The organism is Streptomyces sp. NPDC048389, assembly GCF_040706335.1.
Classification (GTDB): Bacteria; Actinomycetota; Actinomycetes; order Streptomycetales; family Streptomycetaceae; genus Streptomyces.
Genome location: NZ_JBEZKP010000015.1, coordinates 104,170 through 127,523, shown reverse-complemented (window position 1 = coordinate 127,523; position 23,354 = coordinate 104,170). Strand labels below are relative to the sequence as shown.

Genomic DNA, 23,354 nt, shown 5'->3' with positions numbered 1-23,354 from the left:
CCGGGCCGGGGGTGCGGTGGTCCCCGCGTACAGCCGGTGCTCAGCTCCAGTCGGACCCGGTGTCCCGGGACCGGCGCTGCTGCCAGGGCCAGGCGTGTGCCGCGTGGGCCACGTTCACGCCGACGATGCCGAGCCAGGTGACGACGAGGCCGGCCAGCCCGGCGTTGGCCACGCCGATCGCCGAGAGCGGGACGGCGAGGATCATGGTGACGATGCCGAATCCGAAGCGCTCGCCGAAGGTGTCGGTGGACTGCTGCCGGTCAGGGGCTCGGGCCGCGGTCATCCGTTGTTCGGCGACCTGGCGCCGGACGCGGCGGTCGACCGTGGCGTCGATTCGTTCCTCGACCTTCCCGAGGAACGACTCCACGAGCGCGGAGTCGTACTCCTCGCCCAGTTCGCGGCGGGCGTGGAGAGTGGCGTCGAGCTCTTTCTTGAGCTCGGGATCGCGGGCTTCCATAGGGCCGACGCTACGGGCCGGGGAGCCGCCGCGTCAGTGGGGGTAGCCCCCGTGTCGCCCCCGGGGACAGCTGGAGCCGCCTCCTTCCGACCCGCGTGCCGTCTCTCTTCCGGGCCGCGTGCCGTGCGCCTCCTCGACCCGCGTGCGTCCTCGATGAGAGCCGCCGTTGAAGATGAGAGCTGACATGCCAGCTGGCCTGCCCACTAGCAGTTTGATGAGTGTCGAAGCGTGACCATTCCGGGGCATTGAAGATGAGAGCGGGGCTGACGAGGGCTTTCTGTCTGCGTTTGAGCTCGTGCAAGTCAGCGCGAAGGGCTCAGCGCTTGGCCCGGTTCCGCAACGGCGTCGGTCTTGGGCCAAGGCCCGTTCAGACCGTCACCCGCCCATGCACTTCGCTCGCCCAGGGATGCGTCGGACATGCTCGCTCCGCTGCCCCAGCTGTTCGAGCGGTGCGCGGCCGGCGTCCTCCCCGCTCGGCCGTGCCCAGCCCGTTGACGGACGGCATCGGCCCCTCGCCGTGGTCTGTCCGATGCCGTTCGCCTTCTTCACCCAGCCACGCGGACTCTTCGAGCTGATGCTGAGTTTCCGGGCGACCTCGGCCACTGAGCCTTTTCAGGCGGGCCACCGATCGGGTGACGCCGGTGGGCTGGGGGCCGGGGTTGTTCAAAGCGCGAGGCTCCAGTGCCGTTGAGAGGCATTCGAATTCTCAACCCGTTGTCACGGGAGCCTCCTTGGTTCCCCATTCTGCCGTACGCGACCTGCCTCACGTCCTGGACGAGTGGGTCACTATGTTCGTCGTCACCCGCGAGGTCGACCGGCAGTGCAAGCTTCCGCCGCACCAGCGTGTGCTCGTCGCTCTCGCGTACTTGCGCCGCCACGACACCCTCGCCCGCGTCCCAGCCGGTTTCGGGATCTCCATCGGCACCGTCCACGCCTACGTGACGGCCGTGACCCGCCTGCTCGCCGACCGCGCGCAGGCTCCGCTCAGAACACTGCGGGAGCGCGATCCGGGTTGCGTCCAGCTGGACGGGACTCTCGCCGAGTGAGACCACGTCGGCGACAGTCGGGCGGACTACGCGGACAAGCGCCGCCGGCACGGAGTGAGCATCCAGGTCGTCACCGATCCCGCTGGCGAGGTGCTGTGGATCTTGCCCATGCTGCCGGGCCGCACCCACGATGGCGGAAATATCCGCAAGGAACTCCGCGGTTCTCTTCGGCATGCCAACTGCCTTTTTGGAAGGGGTTGTCGCAGCATGTCGGCGGATTCTATGCTGACTCGGCCGATGGTGCTGCGACGGGGTGTTGATATCGACCGCGATGGTAGGGCCATATACCCATCTCCTGCTCGAAAGGTATGTTCCGTGCGCACAACCGCACTCGGTTCTGGAGGTCCGGTCGTCGGCCGGATAGGACTGGGCACGATGGGGATGTCCTTCGCCTATGATCCGCAGCGCCGCGACGACGAGACCTCCGTCACCGTCATGCGCCGTGCGCTCGATCTGGGCGTCAATCTGATCGACACGGCGGATGTGTACGGGCCGTTCACCAACGAGGAACTCGTCGGGCGCGCCCTGCTCGGCCGACGTCACGAGGCCGTGCTGTCGAGCAAGGGCGGCGTCCGGTTCGACGGGACGGACTTCACTCTCGACGGACGCCCGGAGTACCTCAGGTCCGCCCTGGAGGCCAGCCTGCGGCGCCTGCGCACCGACCACCTCGACATCTACTTCCTGCACCGCGTCGACCCGCGAGTCCCGGTGGAAGAGAGCTGGGGCGAGCTCGCGGATCTTGTGGCCGAGGGCAAGGTGCGCGCCCTCGGTATCTCCGAGGCGTCCGCCGACGAGGTCCGCCGGGCCGATGCCGTGCACCCGGTCGCCGCCGTGCAATCGGAGTTCTCCCTGTTCACGCGTGATTTCCAGGGCGACATCGTGCCGTTCTGCCGTGAGCACGGCATCGCGTTCCTGTGCCACTCGCCGCTCGGCAGCGGACTGCTGGGCGGACGCTACAGCACTCCCGTCGATCTCGCCGAGGGCGACTTCCGGGCCGACATGCCCCGGTTCACCGAGGAGGCGATGGCGGCCAACGCCGGCCTCGTGGAGCGGGTCCGCCTGGTGGGTGAACGTCTCTGTGCGACCTCCGCGCAGGTCGCCCTCGCCTGGCTGCTTGCGCAGGGCGAGCACGTCATCCCGATCCCGGGCACCAAGACTCCGCGCTACCTGGAGCAGAACGCCGCGGCGGCGGAGCTGGTGCTGTCGGCGGAGGACCTCGCCGAGCTGGACGCGCTGCCGGAGCCCGTGGGCGCCCGCGAGTAGGCGCGCCGACACCCTGTCCTCTCCGTACCACGAAACGATGGGTCACACGTGAACAGATTCGCCATTTTCGATCTCGACGATACGCTGGTGGACAGCTCGGGAGCAGTGGACCGCTGGTTCATGGAATTGGCCGAACAACGGAATCTCGGGGCGGCCGGGCTGGATTATCTCCGGGCCGAGCAGCGGCGCCCCGTCAGCCCCCGTGAGAGTTTTCAGGCCATTATCGACAGATTCGGATTCTCCGAATCGCCCGATGAACTCCGCGGGATATTCCTGGATCGCGTACCGCGTCTTTCCCGTACCTTCGACGGCGTCCTGGACGACCTCAGGAAACTGCGTGCGCGCGGGTGGCGGACGGCCCTGCTGACGAACGGTACGGAGGCGGACCAGCAGCCGAAGATGCGGGACGGCCTGGCGGACCTGTTCGACGTGGTGTGCTTCGCCGACGACGAGCCGACGCGCAAGCCGGATCCGGAGATCTTCCGGTTGGTCGCCGAGCACGCGGACACCGGCCTCGACGGAGCCTGGATGATCGGCGACTCCCTGGAGCACGACATCGCGGGCGGCGCTGCCGTGGGCATGGAGACGATCTGGATCTCCGGCGGCCGGACGCTCCAGGACGGGGAGCCGGTCCCGGGACGAGTCGTGACCTCGGTCGCCGAGGCATTCCCCCTCCTGCACGCCGCCGGGTAGGCGGGTGCGGCCCCCGGCCGGAAGGCCGCGGGCCGGAAGGCCGCGGGCCGGAAGGCCGCGGGCCGGAAGGCCGCGGGCCGGAAGGCCGCGGGCCGGAAGGCCGCGGGCCGGAAGGCCGCGGGGCCGCACTGGTCCGCCGGGGTGCGCCCTACCGGACGACCCGGTCGTCGGCCGTGAGACGACGGGCCCGCGAACGCCGCAGGTCGCGCGTGATGTTCATCCGCTTCAGCCAGCGGTCCGAGCCGTCGAAGCGCGCCTTGAAGGGCCGGCGTCCGTGGATCGCGCCGTTGTTGTCGAGGAAGAGGATGTCGCCCGGGGTGAGGGCGACATCCTGGAGCTTCCGGTTGATCTCGGCGCAGAGCCGCTCCAGCGCCCCGGCCGCCTCCTCGGTCAGCGGGGTCATGCAGTCGGGGTCGACGCACAGGTAGGGATCGGCCTCGTCACCGAAGAGAATGCTCACGGCCGGCGGGTTGCGGTGCAGCTCCTCGATCCGGTCGAAGCTCTCCTTCGCCAGGGCGTGCCGGCTCTCCGGGAGATGGGTGGTGTACGCGTTGCGCTCCGGTGAGTGCGAGCCGCTCGGCCGGGTGGCGAAGAGCGGCTGCCGGAGTATCGCGCGGTCGGCCTCCGCGATGTCGAGGTCGGAGATCTCGGCGTACGTGGTCGGCGCGCCGTACGGATTGCGGAGGCACATCAGCCCGGTGTAGTCCGCCCGGTAGGGGTGGAACGCCTCCTCGGTGTGCCATTCGAGGGTCTCCTCGGAGCCAGAGGAGATCTGCTCCTTCTCGTGCCCCTGGATGGGCACGATGTTGTGCATCATCAGCCCGTTCTGCAGGGTGGCGTACCCGAACGGGTCGCCGAGGAGCTGCGCGCACAGGACGAAGACGGACTCCTCCCGCAGCGTCGGCGAGACCTCCGCCCCGGACTGGTGCCAGTCAGCGGGGGTGGGCCCGATCTCCTCGCCGATCCGGACGCCGGACAGCAGCAACCCGCCGGACGGCTCGGTGAGCCGGAACCCGACGAGCGCCTCCCGGAGTTCCCGCGGCAGCTCGTGCGCGAGCACCGCGGCCTTTCTGTGGAGCGCCGCCTCGTGCACGCTCGACAGGTCACGGGTCAATTCCCATACCAGTTCGTCGATGTCCGCGTTGGCTTGGGCGTCCAGGTGGTACTTCTCCATCTCCACGACCTTCGTAGAAGCAGTGTGTCCTCTGCGCCGGCGGTGCCGGTCAGCCTTCTCCGTCGACGAGGGCGTAGGCCCGGACGGGGAAGGTGCCCATGCCGGCGACGGGGATCGGCGCCGCGTGGAAGCGGAACTCCCGGCCCACGACCTGCTCCAGACCGGTCATGTGCTCGACCACCGGGATGCCCGCGGCGAGCAGTCCGGTGTGCGCGGGCCGCGCCAGGTCGGCCATGTCGTCGATGTTGACCGAGTCGATGCCGACCAGGGCGGGGCGCCGGGCCACCAGCCACTCGACGGCCGCCTCGTTGAGGAAGGGGTGCGCGGGGTTCCCGTACGACGGGGTGGCCCAGTGGCGGTCCCAGCCGGTGTGGACGAGGACGGCCCGGTCGGTCACGTCGAGGCCCTCGAACAGCTCGGGACCGATGCCGCTCGGCGACCCGGCGGGGACACTGACCGCCACGCCCTCCAGATCGACGAAGCGGGACAGCGGCACCTCGGAGAGGTCCGCGCCGCCGTCGAAGCGGTGGAAGGGGACGTCGGCGTACGTTCCCGTGTTCGCCACGAGAGTGATGCGCCCGATCTGGAACTCGGTGCCGGGGGAGTACCGGTCGCGGGAGTCCACGCGCGACATGTGGTCCTCGATCACCGGCCCGGGCAGCCCCGGGTAGGTGGTCATGCCTTCGACCACCACGTGGGAGAGGTCGACGAGGTCCTTCTTGCTGCTGGTCATCGCGGTGCTCCGAATCGTCGCAGTCGGCTGGGCAGAGTGGCCAGCGACAGCCAAGGGGTGTAGGAATAGTCGGACATCGACGTGTGGAACGCCTTGCCGAAGCGGGTGTAGTAGAGGCCGTTCTCGGAGGTCACGCCGAGCACGGTGATCGCCCCCCGGTACAGCCGCAGCCGCACGGAACCCTCCAGCGGGCGGTCCAGGTCGGCCAGGCACCGGGCCAGGCTCTCGCCGAGGTGGCTGAACCAGCCGCCCTGGACCACGGTGGTGGTCCACTCCCGGGCGATCGACCCGCGCACCGCGTGCTCCTGGGCGGTGAGGACGGCATTGGCCAGGACCTGGTGCGCCTTGATGATCACGGTGGCGGCGGGCGCCTCCCGGATCTCGTGGTTCTTCACGCCGAACGGGGTGTCCTCAAGGCCGGAGGACCGGCCCACCCCGTGCTCGCCGGCCAGCACGTTGAGCCGCTCCACGAGGTCGCCGAAGGCGATCGGCTCCTCGTCGAGGGCGACGGGCAGGCCCTGCCGGAAGGTGAGCTGCAGTTCGGCCGGGTCGGCGGGCGTGTCGGCGACGTCCCGGGTCCACCGGAAGACGCTCTCGTCCAGGCGGTTCTCCGGGCTCTCCAGGGAGCCGCACTCGATGACGCGCGCCCAGGGGTTGGCGTCGACGCTGTGGATGCCCTCCGGGAAGGTGATGCCGGCCTCCTGGAGCGCCGCCAGCTTGGCCTCGCGCGGCAGGTCGGAGCCGAGGAAGGGCGCGGCCACGCCGAGCTCAGGGGCGAGGGCGGCGATCGACCCGCTGAGCCGGATCGAGCTGTTCTGCATGTACGTCGCCGTGTGGCCGATCACGTCGCAGCCGCGTTCCCGCGCCACCTGGACGGCGGTCCGGGCCATGAGCGGCCGGGTGAGCGTCGAGCCGACCGGGAACTGGTCCTGGTACAGGGCGTCGGCATGGACGGCGGCGGGAGCGAACTCCTCGAAGAACCGGTCCGTCACGTCCACGTCGACGAAGCTCGCGCCGAACTTCCGGGCCTGCTCGGCCGCGGCGGCCGAGGACTCGCGGTCGCCGATGCGGATGTGCAGCGCCGTCACCGTGGTCCCCAGGGCCCGGAGCCGCTGGAGGAGATACGTTCCGTCGACTCCGCCGGAGTACAGCAGCAGCATGTGCCGCGGCGGCTGCTCGGCGAGTTCGTCCAGGCTCGTCATGAACCAGTGCACGCCGGGTCCTCGATTCGTGGGGTGGTGAGCGGGCCGGGGGAGAAGAGGCCGATGTCCCGCAGGGGTCGGCAGACGCGCGAGCCGGCGGGACGGATCGCCCGGGAGGCGCGGATGTCCGTGACGGCGAAGCACCGCCGCAGCCAGCGGTCGGTTCCGTCGTGGCACGCGGTGAACTCCGAACGGCCGTGGATGGCGGTGCGGTTGTCGACGACGAGCAGGTCGCCCACGTCGAGGACGCCGCCCCGCAGGGTGGCGAGGAACGCGGACTCGAGTTCCTCCAGGGCCGCCTCCGCCTCCTCGTCGAGCGCCTCCATGGCGTGGAAGTCGGCGAGGAGGTCCGGGACGGCGGCCGTGCCGGAGAGCACCGGCAGCGGATCGGTGAGCAGGTCGTCGGAGCCGTCCGCGAACGAGCTGGCCACCCTGAGGCGGAAGCGCCGCTCCCGCAGGACCGCCGTGGTCCGCTCGTACAGCAGCGGCAGCGCCCGGGCCGCCGCGCCGACGACGGTCCGGGCGGTGCGCTCGTGGTCTGGGCGTACGCACAGGAGCGTGATGAAGTCCGGTTTGGACGGGTGGAACCCGTCCTCGGTGTGGAGTTCCAGGTAGACCGTCCCCGTGTTCTCCTGGCGCCTCTCGGCGCCCTGGACGGGGGCGACGTCCTGGACGATCCGGCCGAGCTTCTCGTCCGCGTAGGCGATGACGTCGCCCACCGTGGACGCCACGGCGAGCTGCGCGAAGGTGGCCACCGGCAGCTCGTTCCAGTGGGAGAGGAACCCGTCGGCCGGGGTCGCGGGGGGCTCGGGGTCGACCGGCAGGTTCCGGATCAGGAGCACGCCGGCGTCGTTGCCGTGCCGGCGGAACCTGCCGAGTTCCCCCAGGATCCGCCTCGGCAGCCGGAGCCCGGAAAGCTCGGCCTCCGTCAGCAGCTCCTCGTCGTCCAGCGGCCGGTCCTTCAGGGCACGGGCCGACGCGGCGAACACCTCCCCGGCCTCCTCGCGTTCGGCGTCGGTGAGCGTGATCGTCACGTCGTCGAGTGGCGCGATCGTGTCGTCGGCGGGATCACCGCCGGCGGCGGTCCGTGGCTGTGTCGGTTCACGTACCTGAATCACCAGGCCCTCCCTTCATGTCATGACTGATTGCGAGGTCCGGCCGTCCGAAATGGGCATGGTCGAGCCCGTACGCACAGTCGGCGAATGGCCGTTCCCAGCGTGTCGGATTCGGTCATTCCGCTTTCCGGGCGTGGCCGAAACGCGCATGAGAGCAGGCCGGAACCATACGGTTTCGGCGGTTGATGTGGTGACTGCTCCGTAGGGTCCGGCCGGCTCCGGAGCACCGGACCGAGGCTGCGGCCTGACTTACTTCGCCGCTTTTCCGGTCTGAGCGACAGGTGGTTTCCTTGCCGTCCGTCGGTAGGGCTGCGGGCGCTGTGGTTCCGAACGGAGTACCGGGACCCGGCCCGCTGGTACCGCCCATTCAAGCCCCCGAGTCGAGGCATCCGCCTCATGCGTTCGTCATCGAAACAGAAAGGTCCGGAAGTCGCAACCATCTCCGTCAAGTCGGGGCCGGAGGGAGGATTCTCCTTGCCTGCCCGTCGAGTCCAAACTATAGTGCGACTCGCAGCTCACAAGGCATGCCGAGCAGGGCGTGAACGGGGGTACAGAGTGAGGTCAGAAGTGGATGAGGGCGGCGGGTTCTTGGCCGCCGCGCAGAATTTCCCAAGTTTTCCCGGTCTGGCCAGAGGGTCTTTTCGGGAATCTTCCGGGCATACTCAGCGGCGTGGTACGCCTCTTTAGGAGCCCTCTCGACCTGCCGTTCTTCGGCGATGGTGCGGTTTTTCCCGCTCGGGGCTGATGGTCGTTTCAGGGGTGGATATCCCGTTTCTCTACGCAAGGTGCACATGCTTTCCGTGCCCTTGCGACGCATCGGTCCGACCTCTGTCGGGGCATTCGTATGTCCGGATCCGGCAGGTTTCCACGCGTTCGCCGGGTCGTCCTCTGTTTCTCCGATCCCGTGGGTTCTACTGGAATGGGTGAAATTCGTGTCCGTTCGTCGTTCCTTCCGTTGTGCCCGAGGCTGCAGGCTTCGCGGCGGACGAATTGCATTTGGTGGGGGAAAACGCACGGTGGGTTTCTGTAAATGAGCCAGTCCACCATTCATGGCCTGATAGCGGCACGCGCTCGGTCGAATCCCGGCCTTCCGGCCGTCGAGTACGGCGCCGAGCGACTCGACTTCCGGGACCTGGAGCGCCGCTCCGACGCCGCGGCCCGGCGACTGAGCGCGCACGGCGTCGCGCCGGGCGTCTTCGTCGCCGTGTCCCTGGAACGCTCCGCCGCATTGGTGGTGACGCTGCTGGGCATCCTGAAGGCCGGCGGCAGCTACGTCGCCCTGGACCCCGTGTACCCGGAGGCCCGGCTGCGCTGGATCCTCGAGGACATCGCCCCGCGCGTGGCGGTGGCGAGCCGGGCCATGCGGGACGCGGTGCCCGCCACCGGGATCCCCCTCCTCATCGCCGAGGAACTCGCCGAGGAACCGGCCGAGGAGCCGGCCGACGCGACGCCGCCCACCGGCGATCCCGACCGGCTCGCCTTCATCACGTACACCTCCGGCACCACCGGCCGCCCCAAGGGCGTCATGCACGTGCACGACTCCATGGCCTACTTCATGGAGATGATCGCCCCCTACCTGGTGCTGGGACCCGGCACCCGGTTCCTCCAGTTCTACCCGCTGACCTGGGAGACCCAGGCGCTCGACATCTACGCGGTGCTCGCCGCCGGCGGCACCGTCGTCATCCCGCCCGCCGGCACCGAGACGGCCGGGCCCGGCCTCGTGGAGTTCCTCAGGGACGCCCGCGTCACCGGGGCGATGCTGCCGCCCGCGCTGCTCGCCGAACTGACCGAGGACCCGCCCCTGCCCGCCCTGCACACGCTCGCCTACATCGGGGAGCGATGTCAGCCCCCGACGGCAGAGCGCTGGGGGACCGGCCGGCGCCTGGTCAACCTCTACGGCCCCACCGAGGTGACCGTCGCGGCCAGCGCCTCGGACGAACGCCCGCCCGGCGACGCGCCACCGATCGGCAAGGCACTGCCCGGCCGCGAACTGCACGTCCTCGACGAGCGGATGAGGCCCGTGGCCGAGGGCGAACCCGGCGAGCTGTACGTCGGAGGCCGCGGCCTCGCCCGCGGCTACTGGAAACTCCCCGAACTGACCGAGCGCCAGTTCCCGCCGGACCCCTTCAGCGGCCGACCCGGCGCCCGCCTCTACCGCACCGGCGACCGGGTGCGGCACCTGCCCGACGGCAACCTGGACTTCCTGGGCCGCGTGGACGGCCAGCTCAACGTCCGCGGCCAGCGCGTCGAACGCGGCGAGATCGAAGCGGTGATGGCCGCCCACCCGGACGTGCACTCCTGCGCGGTCGTCGTCCAGGGCGAGGGCCCGGACGCCCTGCTCGTCGGCTTCGTCGTCGGCGCCCCCGGCGTCGAGAAGGAACTGGCCGACCGGCTGGCCGAAGAGCTGCCACCCGTCATGGTCCCGTCCTTCCTCGTGCGCCTGGAGCGCCTCCCCCTCAACCAGCACGGCAAGGTGGACCTCGCCGCGCTACGCGCCCACCGACCCCAGGGAGCGGGCTCCCGCGCGGCCGGAGAGGCCCCGCGCCCCGGAGCGGAGGCCGCCCTGGCCCGCATCTGGGAGGACGTCCTGGGCGTCGAGGGGATCGGCACCAGTGACGGCTTCCGCGCCCTCGGCGGCACCTCGCTCCAGGCCATCCGGGTGCAGAACCGGGTCCGCGAGCACTTCGGGATCCCGCTGACCGTCCGGGAACTCCTCGGCACCGGCACCCTGGCGGAACTGGCCCGCATCCTCGCCGACGGCGCGACCGGACGGGCCGCACTGCCCCCGCTCACCCGGACCGGCACCGGCCCCTCGCACCCCGCCTCCCTGCACCAGCGGCGGCTGTGGACACAGGCCCGGATGAAGCAGGCCGCGTCCGTCGCCTACAACGAGACGTCCGCGCTCCACGTGACCGGCCCCGTGGACCTGTCGGCCCTGCGGCGTGCCGTGCAGGACCTGGCGGACCGGCACGAGGCATTCCGCAGCAGCCTGCACCTGGACGGTGCCGACCTCCGCGTCGACGTCGCCCCGCGGGTGACGGTGGAGCTGTCCGAGGAGGACCTGACCGGCTCGGCCGACCCCCTCGCGGAGGCTCGCCGTCGGGTCGCGGAACTCGGCGCGGTCCCCTTCGACCTGGAGCGGGCACCGCTGCTCGCGGCGACGCTGCTCGGCCTGGGTGACGAGGAACGGGTCCTTGTCCTCGTCACCCACCACACCGTCGCCGACGGCCTCTCGCAGGACGTGCTCGACCTCGACCTGGCGGAGTGCTACGCCGCGCGTCGGGCCGGACGGGAACCGGCCCCCCGGCCCGCGAACGTGCTCCGCCCGCGCGACCACGCGCTGTGGCAGCGCGCCACGGCCGGACACCCCGTGCTCGCGGCGGGCCTCGACCACTGGCGCTCCGTGCTCTATGGCGCACCGACCGAGACGGCCCTCCCGACCGTGGCGGCCCGGCCCGCCTCGTTCAGCCACCTGGGCGGCCGGATCAACCACGAGACGGGAGCCGAACTGCGCTCGGCCCTGGAGCGGTTGGCCAAGGACGAGGGCATCACCCCGTACGCGGTGTGCCTCCTGGCGCTCGCCCTCCTGGTGTCGCGGCGCACCGGGCAGCGGGACGTCCTCATCGGATCCCCATTCTCAGGGCGCCCGAGCCAGGAGGCCGAGGACGTCATCGGCTTCTTCACCAACACCGTGGTGATGCGGGTGACCCTCGACGGCGCCTCCGACCCGCTCCCGCTGCTCCGCACCGTGGACGAGAGGATCCAGGACGGCCTGGAGCACCAGTACGTCGCCTTCAACGATGTCGTGCGGGCCGTCGGCGCCCGGGCCGGGGCATCGGGCCAGCCCCTCGTCCAGGTGGTCCTGGCCTACCAGGGGCCGCTGCGTCCCCGTGCCGCCCTCGACGGTGCCCGAGTGGTGCCGTGGCTCGTGGACAACGGCACGGCCAAGGCCGACCTGACGGTGGAGATCAACGAGGTGGGCGATGAGCTGGTGCTGGTGCTGCTGTACAGCGCCGACGTCATGAACCTGCCGACCGCCGAGCGGACGCTGGCCGAGTACGTCGACATCCTGCGCGCGCTGACGGCCGGCCGGACGGACGCCGCACGGTCCTGAGGCGCCGGACGGCTCGTACCGACGCCACCCCCGGCCCGCCCGGCGTCGGCCGAGCCGCTCCGACGCGCCGGAAGCCTCCCGTCCCTCCTGCCTGTCCGCCCGTGCGGAGGGCCCCTCCCAACCGACAAGCCAACCTGAGGGGAAGTCCAGTGGATCTTTCCACACTCCTTGCTCACCACCTCGGCGCGCACGGCGACAAGCCTGCCCTGGAGTCGGGTGCGCGGACCTGGTCGTACGCCGACCTGGACCGGGTCACCCAGCACCGCGCCGCGCGGCTGCGCAGCCTGCACCCGGAGGCCATACGCGTCGCGCTAGTCGGCGAGCACACCGCGGAGGCCCTCGTCTGGACGCTGGCCGTGATGCGCGCCGGCCTGGTCCACACCCCGCTCAACCCCGGCCTTCCGCCGGAACGCATGCGCGAGGCCCTGCGCGTGGCCCGGCCCGACCTGGTGCTCTGCTGTACCACCGAGGTCCCGAGCGAACAGGACATCGGCCGCCCGGTGGTCGTCGCGGCGGAGCTGGCCGCCACGGCCGCCACGGCGGACGGCGCCGAGAGCCCGGCCACCTGGCCGGTGCAGGAGACTGCGTACTCGGTCTTCACCTCGGGGTCGAGCGGGCTGCCCAAGCTCGTGAACGTCGGCCATCGGGGCATCGAGGACCTCTGCCGGGCCCAGACGCGTCTCTTCGGCATCGAACCCGGAAACCGGGTGCTGCAGTTCTCCGCGCTGGCCTTCGACGCCTCCGTGGCCGAGGTACTCGTGACCCTGTACGCCGGCGGCACCCTGGTCGTCCCCGTCTGGGACGGCGGCTCCTGGGTGAACACGGTCGGCACCCACCTGGCCGAGCACGGCTGCGACGTGATCACCGTGCCGCCGTCGGTGTACGCGCGGTTCACCGACGAGGCGCGCAAGTCCATCGGCACGGTCGTCTTCGCGGGTGAGGCCCTGACCGAGGTGGAGTTCCGGGCGGCGGCCCGGTTCAGCCGGGTGCTCAACGCCTACGGCCCCACCGAGGGCACCGTCTGCTTCTCCGTGGCCGAGCCGAGCCGGTTCACCACGTCCGTCGGGCGTCCCATCGACGGGTATGAGGCCCGCATCCACGACCCGGCCACCGGCGCGTACGCCACCTCAGGGCGCGGCGAACTCGTCATCGTCGGCCGGGGAGTCGCCCTCGGCTACGAGGGCGTGGAGCGGGGGGACGGGCCGTTCACCACCGTCGACGGCGGCAGCGCCTACCACACGGGCGACGAGGTCGACCTCCGCGACGGCGAGGTTTTCTACCTCGGCCGCGTCGACGACCAGATCAAGCGTCTCGGCCACCGGATCGCCCTCACCGACCTGGAAGGCCGACTGTCCACGCTGCTCGGATCGCGCGTCGCGGTCCTGACGCACGAGGGCTCCCTGATCCTCGCCCACACCGCCACCGGCCGGCCGGAGCCGGAGCTGAAGGCATGGCTGCGCGAGCTGCTCCCGAACTGGGAGGTGCCCGACGTCCTCCTCGCGGTCCCTGAGATCCCGGTCACGCACACCGGCAAGGCCGACAAGGACGCCCTGCGCGCGCTCGCCGGGCGCGAGTCCACCGGGATCGGGGCCGACACGGACGGCCAGGACGCCGTGAGCGCCCTGGTCGAGGAAGTCCTCGGCACCCCGATCGATGCCGGCACGTCCTTCTTCGACGCGGGCGGCGACTCGTTCGGTCTGGTGCAGCTCCAGGTCAAACTCGCCCGGATCTACGGGGAGGAGCGGGTCAGGAGCGCCTTCGACCTGCTCAACTACGACTTCACGGTCGAGGGGTTCGTCGCCGCCGTCGGAGAGAGCCCGCAGGCCGCAGCCTCCCCTGTGCCCGCCGTCCTCCGCACGGTCTCGGCCGAGCTGGCCGAACTGCGCGAGACGGTCGCGGTCCTGCGGCGGGAGGCGGCCGGCGACCCCCGGGCGATCACCGTCACCGGCGCCGGCGGATTCATCGGCGGATACGTCCTCGACAAGGTGCTCGGCTCGGGCCGTCCGGTGACCGTCGTCACTACCAGCAACCCCCGGCGCGTCGTCGAACGCCACTGCGCGCGCTTCGGACGGCAGGAGGCCGATTTTGCCGGCGTACGGTTCCTCTCCTACGCCGACCTGGAGGGGCCCGCGGGCGACGCCGGAGGCTGGGGCGCCGTGGTGCACTGCGGCTACCACGTGAACCACGTGCTGCCGCTGGAGCGGCAGGTCAAGGACAGCGTCGCCACGACCCGGTCCCTGGTCAGGGCGGCGGCCGAACGTGGCGCCCACCGCTTCGTGTTCGTCTCCGCCGCCTCCGTCGGCCCCGAGTTCACGCCGCTCACCGAGGACGCCCTCGAAGCCGTCGGCGACCCGTACTCCCAGTCGAAGTTCGTGGCCGAGAGCTACGTCGAGACGCTGCACGGCGACGCCTGCCGGGTCGACATCGTCCGCACCGGACTGGTGTACGGCCACACGGCGGGCGACGCCTCCTTCCTCGACGACGACGTCTTCGCGAGCCTGCTGCGGATCTCCGCGAAGCAGGGCGCCATGCCGCGGCTGACCGGCTACGTGCCGGTCTGCCACGTCGCCGACGTCGCCGACTCGCTGCTGGCCGCGGCCGACGGACGGGCGCCGGAGCGGCGGACCGTCCTGCTCCAGCGCACCTACGGCCTGGACGAACTGCGCGCGGAACTCGGAGACGTAGGCATGGCCGAGCCGCGGGAGTGGCTCACGGTCGTGACGCAGGCGGGTACCGCGGACACCCGCGTGCTGGCCGCACTCCGGCTCTGGCTCGACGAGCCGGGCTGGACCGGACCGGTGCGCACGACGTGCCGGCCGATCATCCGGGAACTCACCAAGACCTTGGAGATCTGACGCATGAATTCCGATGTGGCCACGACCACGGCCCCCGAGCAGCGCTGGGATCCGGGCGACCCCCTCGACACGGCCTTCGTCGAGGACGAGATCAGCATGTGTGAGGAACTCCGCCGGGGTGACTTCACCCGCTGGCGGCGTCCCGGCGGCCACGAGCTGCGCGAGCGGCTCACGGACTGCCCCGAGCGGCTGTTCCTCTTCCGGACCGGTGACCGCTGGTACGCGGGGTGCAAGACGATCTCTGACTACGTGCTCGACCAGGGCATGCCGGGCGTCTTCTGCTCCCGCGTGTACTGGTACAACGTGGTCGGCGAGGTGACGTCCGTCCGTACCTCCGACGCCGATGCCCGGATCGTGTTCGAGCCCTTGGACGAGGCCGGCCGCCGCGCCGCCTTCGAGGCGATCACCCCGCTCACGGAACTCGTCCACCCCTTCGCCAAGCAGCGCGACCCCGGCCGGGAGAAGACCAGCCGGCCCGGCGGCTGGCTGGTCACCGAGGAGCGCGCCGCCTTCCTCGGCCTCGGCGAGGTCCACATCCGGAGCTACACACGGGAGCGGTTCGGCCCGTGGCTCGCCGCCGCCGAGGGCGATGTCCTCGCCTACGACCCGGCCTGCTCGACGGGCCAGTTCCTGTCCGAGTTCGCCGCCGTGGACCCGGCCCGGATCCGCACGGTGGGCCAGGACCTGAGCCGGCAGATGGCCGACTTCGCCGCCTCCCGCCTGGAGAAGGTGGTCTGTGGAGACGCGGCGACCCCCGCCGTGGAGCCGGGTACCGTCGACATCCTCTTCAGCCGCTTCCTCAACTCCGAGGTCGTCTCCACCGCCCAGGCCCGGTCCATCCTGCCGGGACTCGCCGACACGCTGCGCCCCGGCGGCACCATGGTGCTGCTCGGACACAGCCCCGTCCTGCTCGACACCGTGGACCTGGAGAGCGCCGGACTGCGCGTCCGGCAGACCGTCGCGCGCCAGGACGACTTCCTCTTCCAGTACTACGTGTGCGAGCGCGGAGCCTGATGTGACCCTGTCCCTCAAGAAGAACGTCATCGCGGAGCCGGCCGTCGCCGGGTGGTACGCCTGGTCGTACCTGATCCCGCCGCAGACGCTGGCGAAGTACCTCAAGAACCACTACCGGAACATCGTCGAGTCCTACCTCGCCGACCCCGAGACCCACCGCACGGCCCTGCGTAACGCCCGCTTCCTCGGCGGCCCGTTCGTGCACGAGCAGGACGGCTCCTACGAGCGGATCCGGGAGTGGTACGACGCGGCGCGCGAGCGGTACGCCCCGCTGCTCGAACTCGCCGACGCCATCGACGAGCTGGAGCGGGAGATCCTGCCGGAGCTGACCGGCGCGTCGCTGGACGAGGTGTACCGCCGGCTGCCCGCCCCGCTGGCCGGCCGGGTGGAGCTGTTCTACAACCGGGACAACCGCACCCCGGACTACCGGTTCATCGAACCCTTCCTCTACGACTCCCCGTACTTCGACCCCGGCCTCCAGCAGGTCAGGTTCTCCGAGGTCCACCAGGACGCGCGCACCTTCGCCCTGACCACCCCTGTCCTCGCGTACACGCCCGAGCAGGTGCTGGTCACGGTGGAGCTGGGGTCGGAACTCCTCGACATGGTCTTCCGCGGCGGACTCACCGCGGCGGAGCTGGACCGGGTGATCGCCGGCCTCGGCCTGGACGGGGACCGCGCCGCCGCCTTCCGGGGCTTCTTCGAGGAGGACCCGGAGCCCGCAGGAGCCTCGGGGCCGACGGGACCCGGCGAGGACGTCATCACCTACGTGGGCCACGCCTGCGTGTTCGTCCGCCACCGGGGGACCACCTTCCTCGTCGACCCCGTGATCAGTTACAGCGGCTACTCGCGCGAGAGTGACGGCAGGTTCACCTTCGACGACCTGCCCGAGCGCATCGACTACGTGATGATCACGCACAACCACCAGGACCACATGCTCCTGGAGACGCTGATCAAGATCCGTCACCGGGTCGGGCGCGTCGTCATCGCCAAGTCCGCGAACTCCAGCCTCGTCGACCCCGACCTCAAGCGGGTGCTGACTCGGCTCGGCTTCCGGGACGTCGTCGAACTCGACGACCTGGACGTGCTCGGCACGCCCGGCGGCACCATCACCGCGGTGCCCTTCCTCGGGGAGCACGGCGACATCCGGATCCGCACCAAGTGCGGCTGGATGCTGGACCTGGACGGCGCCCGGGTCCTGTTCGCCGCGGACTCCACCAACGTCTCGCCCGAGCTGTACCCGAGGGTGACGGCCGCACTCGGCCAGGTACACACGGTGTTCATCGGGATGGAGAGCGTGGGCGCGGCGGTCAGCTGGCTCTACGGCCCCCTCTTCCCGGAGAAGCTGGAGCGCCGGATCGACGCGGGTCGGCGCCTCAAGGGCAGCAACTTCGAGCAGGCGGCGGCGATCGTCGACGCGCTCGGCGCCGACCGGGTCCACGTGTACGCGATGGGCCAGGAACCCTGGCTCGGCGCGGTGATGTGCGTCGAGTACGACGAGGGGCACCCGGCGATGATCGACAGCGACAAGCTGGTCGCGTACGTGGAGGAGCGGGGCGGCACCGCGAAGCGGCTGTTCCGGCACGAGACGATGGCGGTGCGCCCGTGACCGCCGGCAAGCAGCACGTCGTCCACATCGGGTTCCACGCCTCCGAGGCGCGCACCGTGGACTTCGACACCGACCACGTGACCGTCGTGATGTCCCGGGTGAGCGCGGCGCGGCTGCCCGCCGACCTGGCGTCCAGGTTCGCCCGGATCGTCGTGCTCGACCTGCCCGACTCGGACGACCTGGACACCTATGACCGGGCCGTGGACCGCATGGGCGAGCTGGTCGCGGACCTGATCGCCGAGTTCGGCCAGCCCGCGGGGATCGTCGGCCTCTATGAGCACACCACCCTGCCCGCGGCCCGGCTCCGTGAGCGGTTCGGAGTGTCGGGCACGGACGCGAGGACCGCGCTCCTCTGCCGCGACAAGGTGCCGATGAAGGAGGCGCTGTCGGGCACTGGCATCCGCGTGCCGAGGTTCCTCGCTGTGGGGCCGGACACCGGCCGGGCGGAACTCGCGGCGTTCGCCGCGGAGGTGCCGGGCCGGATCGTGCTCAAGCCGCGGAGTCAGGGCGCGAGCATCGGCGTGCGCATCCTGGACGGCGCCGCGGAACTCCTCGCGCTGGCCGAGGCCGGCGGCATCGAGGAGGGGTACGAGGCCGAGGAGTTCGTGGACGGCTCCATCCACCACATCGACGGTGTCGTCCGGGACGGGGGGATGCGCTGGTTCTGCGCCTCCCGCTACCTCGACACCTGTTTCGACTTCCAGCACGGCACCGCCCCGCTGGCGGCGGTCACCCCCGACCGTCCTGAACTCGTTGCCAGGATGCGAGAGTTCACCGAGGTCGTGGTGGAGGCTCTCGGTCTCAGGGACAGCACGATCCACCTGGAGTTGTTCCACACGCCCGACGACGAGCTGGTCTTCCTGGAGATCGGCAACCGCTTCGGCGGCGCCGGCATCAACTGGCACCATCGCGAGGTCTTCGGCGTCGACCTGGCCCGCGAGGCGGTGCTCGCCTGTCTGGGCCGGCCGTCCGAACTGGCCACGCCCAGGATCATGCTGGACCAGCGGGGGGTGGGGGCCTCCGGCTGGCTGTACATGCCGGGTGTCTCCGGGATCGTACGGGTCCTCGCCGTCAACGGACTTGACGGACTTCCCGGCTCCGTCGTGGGCGTCAGCACTCCTGCGGTCGGCGACCTCCTCGACGCCGGCGGACAGACCTGGGCTACCACCGGGAAGTTCCTGGTCAGCGGGGAATCCACGGCCGCGGTGGAGCAGGACATGACGCGGATCGTCAACACGTACACACTCGAAACGAAGGCAGAGGACTAGTGGCCCGCACCAAGCTCGGCACCCACATCGGAGTCGTCGTCGACGACTACCGTCTCGACCCCGCCGACCCGGGGCTCCGCGACTTCGTCACCGAGCTGCTGCTGCAGCACAAGGCGGTGTTCTTCAAGAGCCAGCACCTCGACCGTCACACCTTCGTACAGGTTGCGAAGCGGCTCGGCAGGACCGAGGTGCACCCCTTCATCTCCGAGGAAGAGCCCGTGGTGCACGGCATCTCGCCGTTCCAGCCGTACCACGAGTACCCGGAGATCACCGGCATCTACCACGACGAGAAGCACACCGGGAACCTCAATGCCTGGCACAGCGACCTCAACTGGCGCGAGGTCCCGACCTTCGGCTCGATTCTTCGCGCCGTGCAGATCCCGCCGCGCGGCGGCGACACCTGCTGGGCGAACATGACGGCGGCGTACGTCTCCCTCCCCGACGAGGTCAAAGAGGAGCTGGAAGGACTGCGCGTCGTCCACGACTGGATGCAGATCTACTTCCCCGCCTTTGACGGAAACGACGAGGCGCTGAGCCGCATGCGGGAGAAGTACCCCGCGCAGTCCCACCCGCTGGTCCTCACCCATCCCTTCACCGGCGAGAAGTCCCTCTTCTCCAACAAGGTTTCGGGCGTCCGCATCGAAGGACTCGACGAGGCGGAGAGCAAGCGGATTCTGGATATGGTGCACCTCCTGGCGTGGCGTCCGGAATTCCAGTGCCGTTTCAAGTGGGAGGAAGGAGACGTGGCGATCTGGGACAACCTGGCCAGCCAGCATTACGCCGTCTCCGACTACTGGCCGCACGCCCGCAGAATGGAACGCATCACTCTCGAAGGCGAGCCGATCAAGTGAGTACTCAAGTCATCGTGCTGAATGGCGGATCCAGCTCCGGCAAGACCGGAATCACCCGCTGTCTGAAGGCGATCCTGCCCCATCCGTGGATCAACCTCGGGGTCGACGACCTGATCGACCGGCTGCCGCCGTCCCTGATCGAGTCCGGCTCCGGCGTCGAGTTCGGGCAGCAGGGTGAGGTCGTCCTCGGCGACGGCTTCCGCGAGATGGAGGAGGCATGGACGAAGGGCGTCGCCGCCATGGCGCGGGCCGGGGCCCGGGTCATTATCGACGACGTGTTCCTCAGTGGAGCGGCCTCCCAGGACCGCCTGCGCGCCCACCTGGAGGGCCTTGAGGTGCTCTGGGTCGGCGTGCACTGCGACCCCGAGATCGCGGCCGGCCGCGAGATCGCCCGCGGTGACCGCGTCATCGGCATGGCGGTCTCGCAGGCGGAGATCGTGCACAAGGGTGTCGTCTACGACGTCGAGGTCGACACCAGCCACACCGAGTCCCTGGACTGCGCTCGGGCCATCGCCGCTCACGTGAGCTGATCCCCGGTGAGTACGCCCGCGCGAGGGGGCGTACTCACCGCCGCAATCCGGACCGATCGAGGAGACAGAAAGAGCATGGACAGTGCGGAAGCCGACGGGCCAGGCGCGGCCCCGGCTGTGACCCGCCCGCCGGGACGCCCTCCGGCGCAGGAGACATGGAGCAAGTTCTGGCTGCTGACTTCCGCGGCGTCGATCTCCGAGATGGGCAACACCTTCCTGCACCTGGCGATGCCGTGGACGATCCTGGCCAGTACGGGCTCCCCCCTGATGGCCTCGCTCAGCCTCGGCGTGCAGTACCTGCCGTTCGTCGCGTCGCCGCTGCTGGGCACCCTGATCGACGGCTACGAACGCCGCATGGTCTTCATGGTCTCCGAACTGGTGCAGGGCGTGCTCATCGCGCTGACGCCGTTCCTGCTCATGGCGGACCAGGTCGAACTCGTCCTCGTGGTGCTGCTGGTCGCCGGCTGCGGCACCGTGACGTCCAACCTGACCAGCGACTTCAGCCTGCTGCCCATGCTCGCGCCACAGGATCGGCTCACCGAGGCGTACAGCAGGTTCGGTGCCGCCACGGAACTGGCCCGCACCGCCGGTCCCGCCGTCGCCGGTCTGGTGCTTGCCGGGGTCGGCGGGTACGCGGCGCTGTGGATCGACGCCGCGACCTTCCTGGTCACTGCGGTGGTCGCGGCCGTCCTGCCGCGCGGCGAGAAGCCGGTCGTGGAACGCGGTTTCCTGCGCATGCAGGTCGAGGGCTTCCGCAGCTTCCGGAAGATCCGGGGCGTGCCGCGGCTCACCCTGGTGCTCTCGGTGTACAACCTCGGCGCGGGCGCCGTACCGACCGTCATCCTGGTCCTCGCCGCCGGCACCTGGGGCTGGTCCAGCGGCTGGGCGGGCGCGGTCCTCGCTGCCGGTGCCGCCGGCGGCGCCCTCGGGTCCTGGCTCGGCGGCAGGCTCTGGCAGGACGCCCCGGCGGAGCGGCGTATTCGGCTCTGGTTCCTGGTGTGCGCCGTCTCTTCCGCTGGGCTCCTGGCCCCCTGGGAGGGGGTCGTGGTCCTCGGCTTCTGCGGCCTCATGGTCGGCGAGGGGGGCATGAACGTCACCACGAATGAGTACCGCTTCCGGGCGATACCCGAGGAGGTGTCCGGCCGGGTCAACGCGGTTATGCGGGCCTTCATCCTGGGCGGCGCCGCCCTGTCCTCCATGCTGCTCGGCTGGTCCGTGACGCTGCCGGAGCAGGTGCTGCGGTTTGCCCCGGCACTGGTCACCTCGGTCCTGGCGGTCCTGATCTGGGCGGGCGTACGGAGCGTACGGGCGCCTCGGGGGACCGAACCGGAGAAGGCGGCCGAGCCCGGCCCGGGCGCCCCGGCCGCCGGACGGGCGCCGAAGGCATGAAGGGTGGTGCGGCCGTCGCGCCGCGCCACCGTCTCAATCGCACGCTGCGAGAGGAATCCGAATGCTCTACATGTTCGCCTTCGACAAGGTCGGCATCGTGGTGGGGGATCTGTACTTCGTCGACCCCGAACCGCTCAAGGGACAGGAGAGCCCCGAGCACGGGGTCCGCCTGGAGCTGCGGCTGGTCGAGCAGGGCACGCTCGTGGACTCCGTCTACGCCGCCTACCCGATCGCCGTGGACCGGCCCGTGTGGCGCGCCGACTTCCTGGAGTCGATCGACGGCAGGCCCGGGAGCTTCGACCGGACCCACCACCACCCGGTGTTCACCGGCTGGGACCCGGGCGACCGGGTCTTCGTCCGCGAGCTGTCCGCGGACCCGCTGGGCTGGCTGGTGGACCGCCTCGCCGACCTCGACGGTCTGCTGAAGGCGGCCGGCTTCCCCGCCGACACGGCGGGTCCGGCCGACGCCGAGGAGCTGCGCCGGGCGGCGCCGGAGATCGTGGACGCGACCCGTAGGCTCCTCGACCGGGTGCGGGCGGGCGAGCTGGGCAACCCGCCGGAGGGCGAGCCGCCCGCCCCCGTCGAGGGGCAGCTCCAGGCGCTGGTCCGCTCCGGCTGGCTGTGACCCGCGGGCGGGTGCCCGGCCCTCCCGCCAGGGGGGCCGGTGACCGCGTCCGGTCAGTAGCCCGCGTCCCCGATGACGTTGGCCAGTGGCTCGCCGGAGGCGTAGCGCGTCAGCTGGGCCTTGGCGATGGCCATGGCCTTCGCCGGTGGCGAGGTGTTCGACCCGGCGGTGTGCGGGGTCAGGATCAGCCCGGGGGCGGACCACAGGGGATGCCCGGCGGGCAGCGGCTCCGGGGCGGTCACGTCGAGCGCCGCGTACAGCCGGCCGGCGCACAGCTCGGCGACCAGCGCGTCGGTGTCGACGAGGCCGCCGCGGCCCGCGTTCACCAGCAGGGTGCCGTCCCGCATCCGGCTCAGGCAGGCGGCGTCCATCAGTCCCGTGGTGGTCTCGGTCAGCGGCAGCAGGAGGACCACGATGTCGGCCTCGGGCAGCAGTCCGGGCAGCTCGTCCACGCCGTGCACGCCTGGGCGCGCCCGGCGGGCCACGGCCGTGACCTCGGCGCCGAACGCGGTCAGGAACGGGGCCAGGGCCGAGCCCAGGGCCCCGTATCCGACGAGCAGCACGCGCTTGTCCTCAAGGGTGTCGGTGTACGTGTAGTCCCAGCGTCCGTCGCGGCGGGCCTGCTCGAACCGGGGCAGCCGCAGGAGGTGGGAGAGGGCGACGCCGACGACCCACTCGGTGACCGCCCGGTCGTACGCGCCCTTGGCGTTGCACAGCACGACGCCTTCCGGGATGTGCGGCCTGATCCACTCCACGCCGGCGGACTCCAGCTGCACCAGCCGCAGCCGGGGCAGCTCGGCGAGGCGGGCCAGCCGGGCGGCGCCGACGCCGTAGGGCGGGACGACCACCTCCACGGTGTCCGCGCTCGCCGGGAGTTCGTCCTCCCCGGTCCACACATCGGCCCGGAATCCCTGCGGGAGCCCGCCCATGAGCGCCTCGGATTCCGGAGTCGGCAGCCAGACGGTGATTTCTCCGGGAAGGGGGAATGAGGTGTTCCGGGAGTTCCCGGGGTTTTTCTGCACGTGGATATCCATGCGGCCTACAGTAGCGTCCCGGATATGTGCGGGGCCATGTCGCGAGAGGGCGTGAAATGCGAGAATGTCCGTGCAGGTCCGATACTTTCGGGCGGCGGAGGAATTGTGGTGTGCCGGAATTCCGGGCGGTCCGGTGAGCCGTTGACATATGTTCAGGACGGCAGTAAGAATCAAGCCTGCTGGAAATTCATTCCGGTTGCGGTATTCGCCCCTCCGGAACTCCGGCCCCGCGCGTGGACCCGTGAACGGCGCGGCTGTTCCTCCCCGGAGCCGACCGGGCCCCGCACCGCCGCGTCCGGTGCGCGCCGTACGGCGTCCGGCCGCGCGCGGGCTGCCCCGCGCACGGCTCGTCTCCGCGTTCACAGCCCGTCTCCGTACAGACCGA

General features: G+C 70.7%; 17 protein-coding genes and 1 pseudogene. 12 read left to right on the top strand and 6 right to left on the bottom strand.

Annotated features, from left to right (window positions below):
* Nucleotides 1-40 precede the first annotated feature (40 nt).
* Nucleotides 41-457 (bottom strand): hypothetical protein, encoded by a 417-nt coding sequence (locus AB0903_RS14205; protein WP_366702435.1) that lies wholly within the window; start codon nt 455-457, stop codon nt 41-43.
* Nucleotides 458-1,188: 731 nt separating this feature from the next.
* On the opposite strand from AB0903_RS14205, the pseudogene AB0903_RS14200 reads away from it, so the two are divergent.
* The 3 genes and pseudogenes from AB0903_RS14200 to AB0903_RS14190 form a co-directional block, all read left to right on the top strand.
* Nucleotides 1,189-1,635: pseudogene (locus AB0903_RS14200) on the top strand (transposase family protein); the annotation flags it as partial.
* Nucleotides 1,636-1,818: 183 nt separating this feature from the next.
* Nucleotides 1,819-2,766: an aldo/keto reductase gene (locus tag AB0903_RS14195; protein ID WP_366702457.1), complete on the top strand. Its 948-nt coding sequence runs from the start codon at nt 1,819-1,821 to the stop codon at nt 2,764-2,766.
* Between the two features lie 48 nt (nt 2,767-2,814).
* Nucleotides 2,815-3,459 carry an HAD family hydrolase gene (locus tag AB0903_RS14190; protein ID WP_366702433.1) on the top strand — a complete coding sequence of 215 codons (645 nt, stop codon included), beginning with the start codon at nt 2,815-2,817 and terminating at the stop codon, nt 3,457-3,459.
* 148 nt (nt 3,460-3,607) lie between these two features.
* On the opposite strand, the gene gntD is transcribed toward AB0903_RS14190, so the two are convergent.
* Genes gntD through AB0903_RS14170 form a run of 4 tightly spaced genes read right to left on the bottom strand, consistent with a single transcriptional unit; the run spans nt 3,608 to nt 7,686 of the window.
* On the bottom strand, nt 3,608-4,633 hold the full coding sequence (gene gntD, locus AB0903_RS14185) for a guanitoxin biosynthesis L-enduracididine beta-hydroxylase GntD (protein ID WP_366702431.1): 1,026 nt from the start codon (nt 4,631-4,633) through the stop codon (nt 3,608-3,610).
* Between the two features lie 49 nt (nt 4,634-4,682).
* Nucleotides 4,683-5,366, bottom strand: coding sequence for a cyclase family protein (locus AB0903_RS14180; RefSeq protein WP_366702429.1), 684 nt, complete (start codon nt 5,364-5,366; stop codon nt 4,683-4,685).
* The gene (locus tag AB0903_RS14175) at nt 5,363-6,580 is read right to left on the bottom strand and encodes an argininosuccinate synthase domain-containing protein (protein ID WP_366702427.1); all 1,218 of its coding nucleotides are present in this window, start codon (nt 6,578-6,580) and stop codon (nt 5,363-5,365) included. Before AB0903_RS14175 ends, AB0903_RS14180 begins: the two co-directional genes overlap by 4 nt.
* The gene (locus tag AB0903_RS14170; RefSeq protein WP_366702425.1) at nt 6,565-7,686 is read right to left on the bottom strand and encodes a clavaminate synthase; all 1,122 of its coding nucleotides are present in this window, start codon (nt 7,684-7,686) and stop codon (nt 6,565-6,567) included. The genes AB0903_RS14175 and AB0903_RS14170 overlap by 16 nt, the downstream gene beginning before the upstream one ends.
* A 1,027-nt stretch (nt 7,687-8,713) precedes the next feature.
* Between AB0903_RS14170 and AB0903_RS14165 the strand changes: the two genes are divergently transcribed.
* From AB0903_RS14165 to AB0903_RS14125, 9 genes are all read left to right on the top strand, one after another.
* Nucleotides 8,714-11,797 carry an amino acid adenylation domain-containing protein gene (locus AB0903_RS14165; protein ID WP_366702423.1) on the top strand — a complete coding sequence of 1,028 codons (3,084 nt, stop codon included), beginning with the start codon at nt 8,714-8,716 and terminating at the stop codon, nt 11,795-11,797.
* A 149-nt stretch (nt 11,798-11,946) separates the two neighbouring features.
* Nucleotides 11,947-14,652, top strand: coding sequence for an AMP-binding protein (locus AB0903_RS14160; RefSeq protein ID WP_366702421.1), 2,706 nt, complete (start codon nt 11,947-11,949; stop codon nt 14,650-14,652).
* A 3-nt stretch (nt 14,653-14,655) separates the two neighbouring features.
* Nucleotides 14,656-15,666: a class I SAM-dependent methyltransferase gene (locus AB0903_RS14155; protein WP_366702419.1), complete on the top strand. Its 1,011-nt coding sequence runs from the start codon at nt 14,656-14,658 to the stop codon at nt 15,664-15,666.
* Nucleotide 15,667: 1 nt separating this feature from the next.
* Complete coding sequence (locus AB0903_RS14150; protein WP_366702417.1) at nt 15,668-17,272, top strand: MBL fold metallo-hydrolase; 1,605 nt, start codon at nt 15,668-15,670, stop codon at nt 17,270-17,272.
* On the top strand, nt 17,269-18,540 hold the full coding sequence (locus AB0903_RS14145; protein WP_366702415.1) for a hypothetical protein: 1,272 nt from the start codon (nt 17,269-17,271) through the stop codon (nt 18,538-18,540). Before AB0903_RS14150 ends, AB0903_RS14145 begins: the two co-directional genes overlap by 4 nt.
* On the top strand, nt 18,540-19,391 hold the full coding sequence (locus tag AB0903_RS14140) for a TauD/TfdA family dioxygenase (protein WP_366702413.1): 852 nt from the start codon (nt 18,540-18,542) through the stop codon (nt 19,389-19,391). Before AB0903_RS14145 ends, AB0903_RS14140 begins: the two co-directional genes overlap by 1 nt.
* Nucleotides 19,388-19,921: a chloramphenicol phosphotransferase CPT gene (cpt, locus tag AB0903_RS14135; protein WP_366702411.1), complete on the top strand. Its 534-nt coding sequence runs from the start codon at nt 19,388-19,390 to the stop codon at nt 19,919-19,921. Before AB0903_RS14140 ends, cpt begins: the two co-directional genes overlap by 4 nt.
* A gap of 75 nt (nt 19,922-19,996) precedes the next feature.
* Nucleotides 19,997-21,310, top strand: coding sequence for an MFS transporter (locus tag AB0903_RS14130; RefSeq protein WP_366702409.1), 1,314 nt, complete (start codon nt 19,997-19,999; stop codon nt 21,308-21,310).
* A 61-nt stretch (nt 21,311-21,371) separates the two neighbouring features.
* Nucleotides 21,372-21,935, top strand: coding sequence for a hypothetical protein (locus AB0903_RS14125; RefSeq protein WP_366702407.1), 564 nt, complete (start codon nt 21,372-21,374; stop codon nt 21,933-21,935).
* 53 nt (nt 21,936-21,988) lie between these two features.
* Here the strand turns inward: AB0903_RS14125 and AB0903_RS14120 are convergent, their stop codons facing one another.
* Nucleotides 21,989-22,969, bottom strand: coding sequence for a 2-hydroxyacid dehydrogenase (locus tag AB0903_RS14120; RefSeq protein ID WP_366702405.1), 981 nt, complete (start codon nt 22,967-22,969; stop codon nt 21,989-21,991).
* Nucleotides 22,970-23,354 lie beyond the last annotated feature (385 nt).

Excerpts from the sequence above, each read along its gene's own strand:
- AB0903_RS14165 (WP_366702423.1), top strand. The coding sequence starts at position 8,714 with ATGAGCCAGTCCACCATTCATGGCCTGATAGCGGCACGCGCTCGGTCG.
- AB0903_RS14155 (WP_366702419.1), top strand. The coding sequence starts at position 14,656 with ATGAATTCCGATGTGGCCACGACCACGGCCCCCGAGCAGCGCTGGGAT.
- AB0903_RS14120 (WP_366702405.1), bottom strand. The coding sequence starts at position 22,969 with ATGGATATCCACGTGCAGAAAAACCCCGGGAACTCCCGGAACACCTCA.
- AB0903_RS14130 (WP_366702409.1), top strand. The coding sequence starts at position 19,997 with ATGGACAGTGCGGAAGCCGACGGGCCAGGCGCGGCCCCGGCTGTGACC.
- gntD (WP_366702431.1), bottom strand. The coding sequence starts at position 4,633 with ATGGAGAAGTACCACCTGGACGCCCAAGCCAACGCGGACATCGACGAA.
- AB0903_RS14125 (WP_366702407.1), top strand. The coding sequence starts at position 21,372 with ATGCTCTACATGTTCGCCTTCGACAAGGTCGGCATCGTGGTGGGGGAT.
- AB0903_RS14180 (WP_366702429.1), bottom strand. The coding sequence starts at position 5,366 with ATGACCAGCAGCAAGAAGGACCTCGTCGACCTCTCCCACGTGGTGGTC.
- AB0903_RS14205 (WP_366702435.1), bottom strand. The coding sequence starts at position 457 with ATGGAAGCCCGCGATCCCGAGCTCAAGAAAGAGCTCGACGCCACTCTC.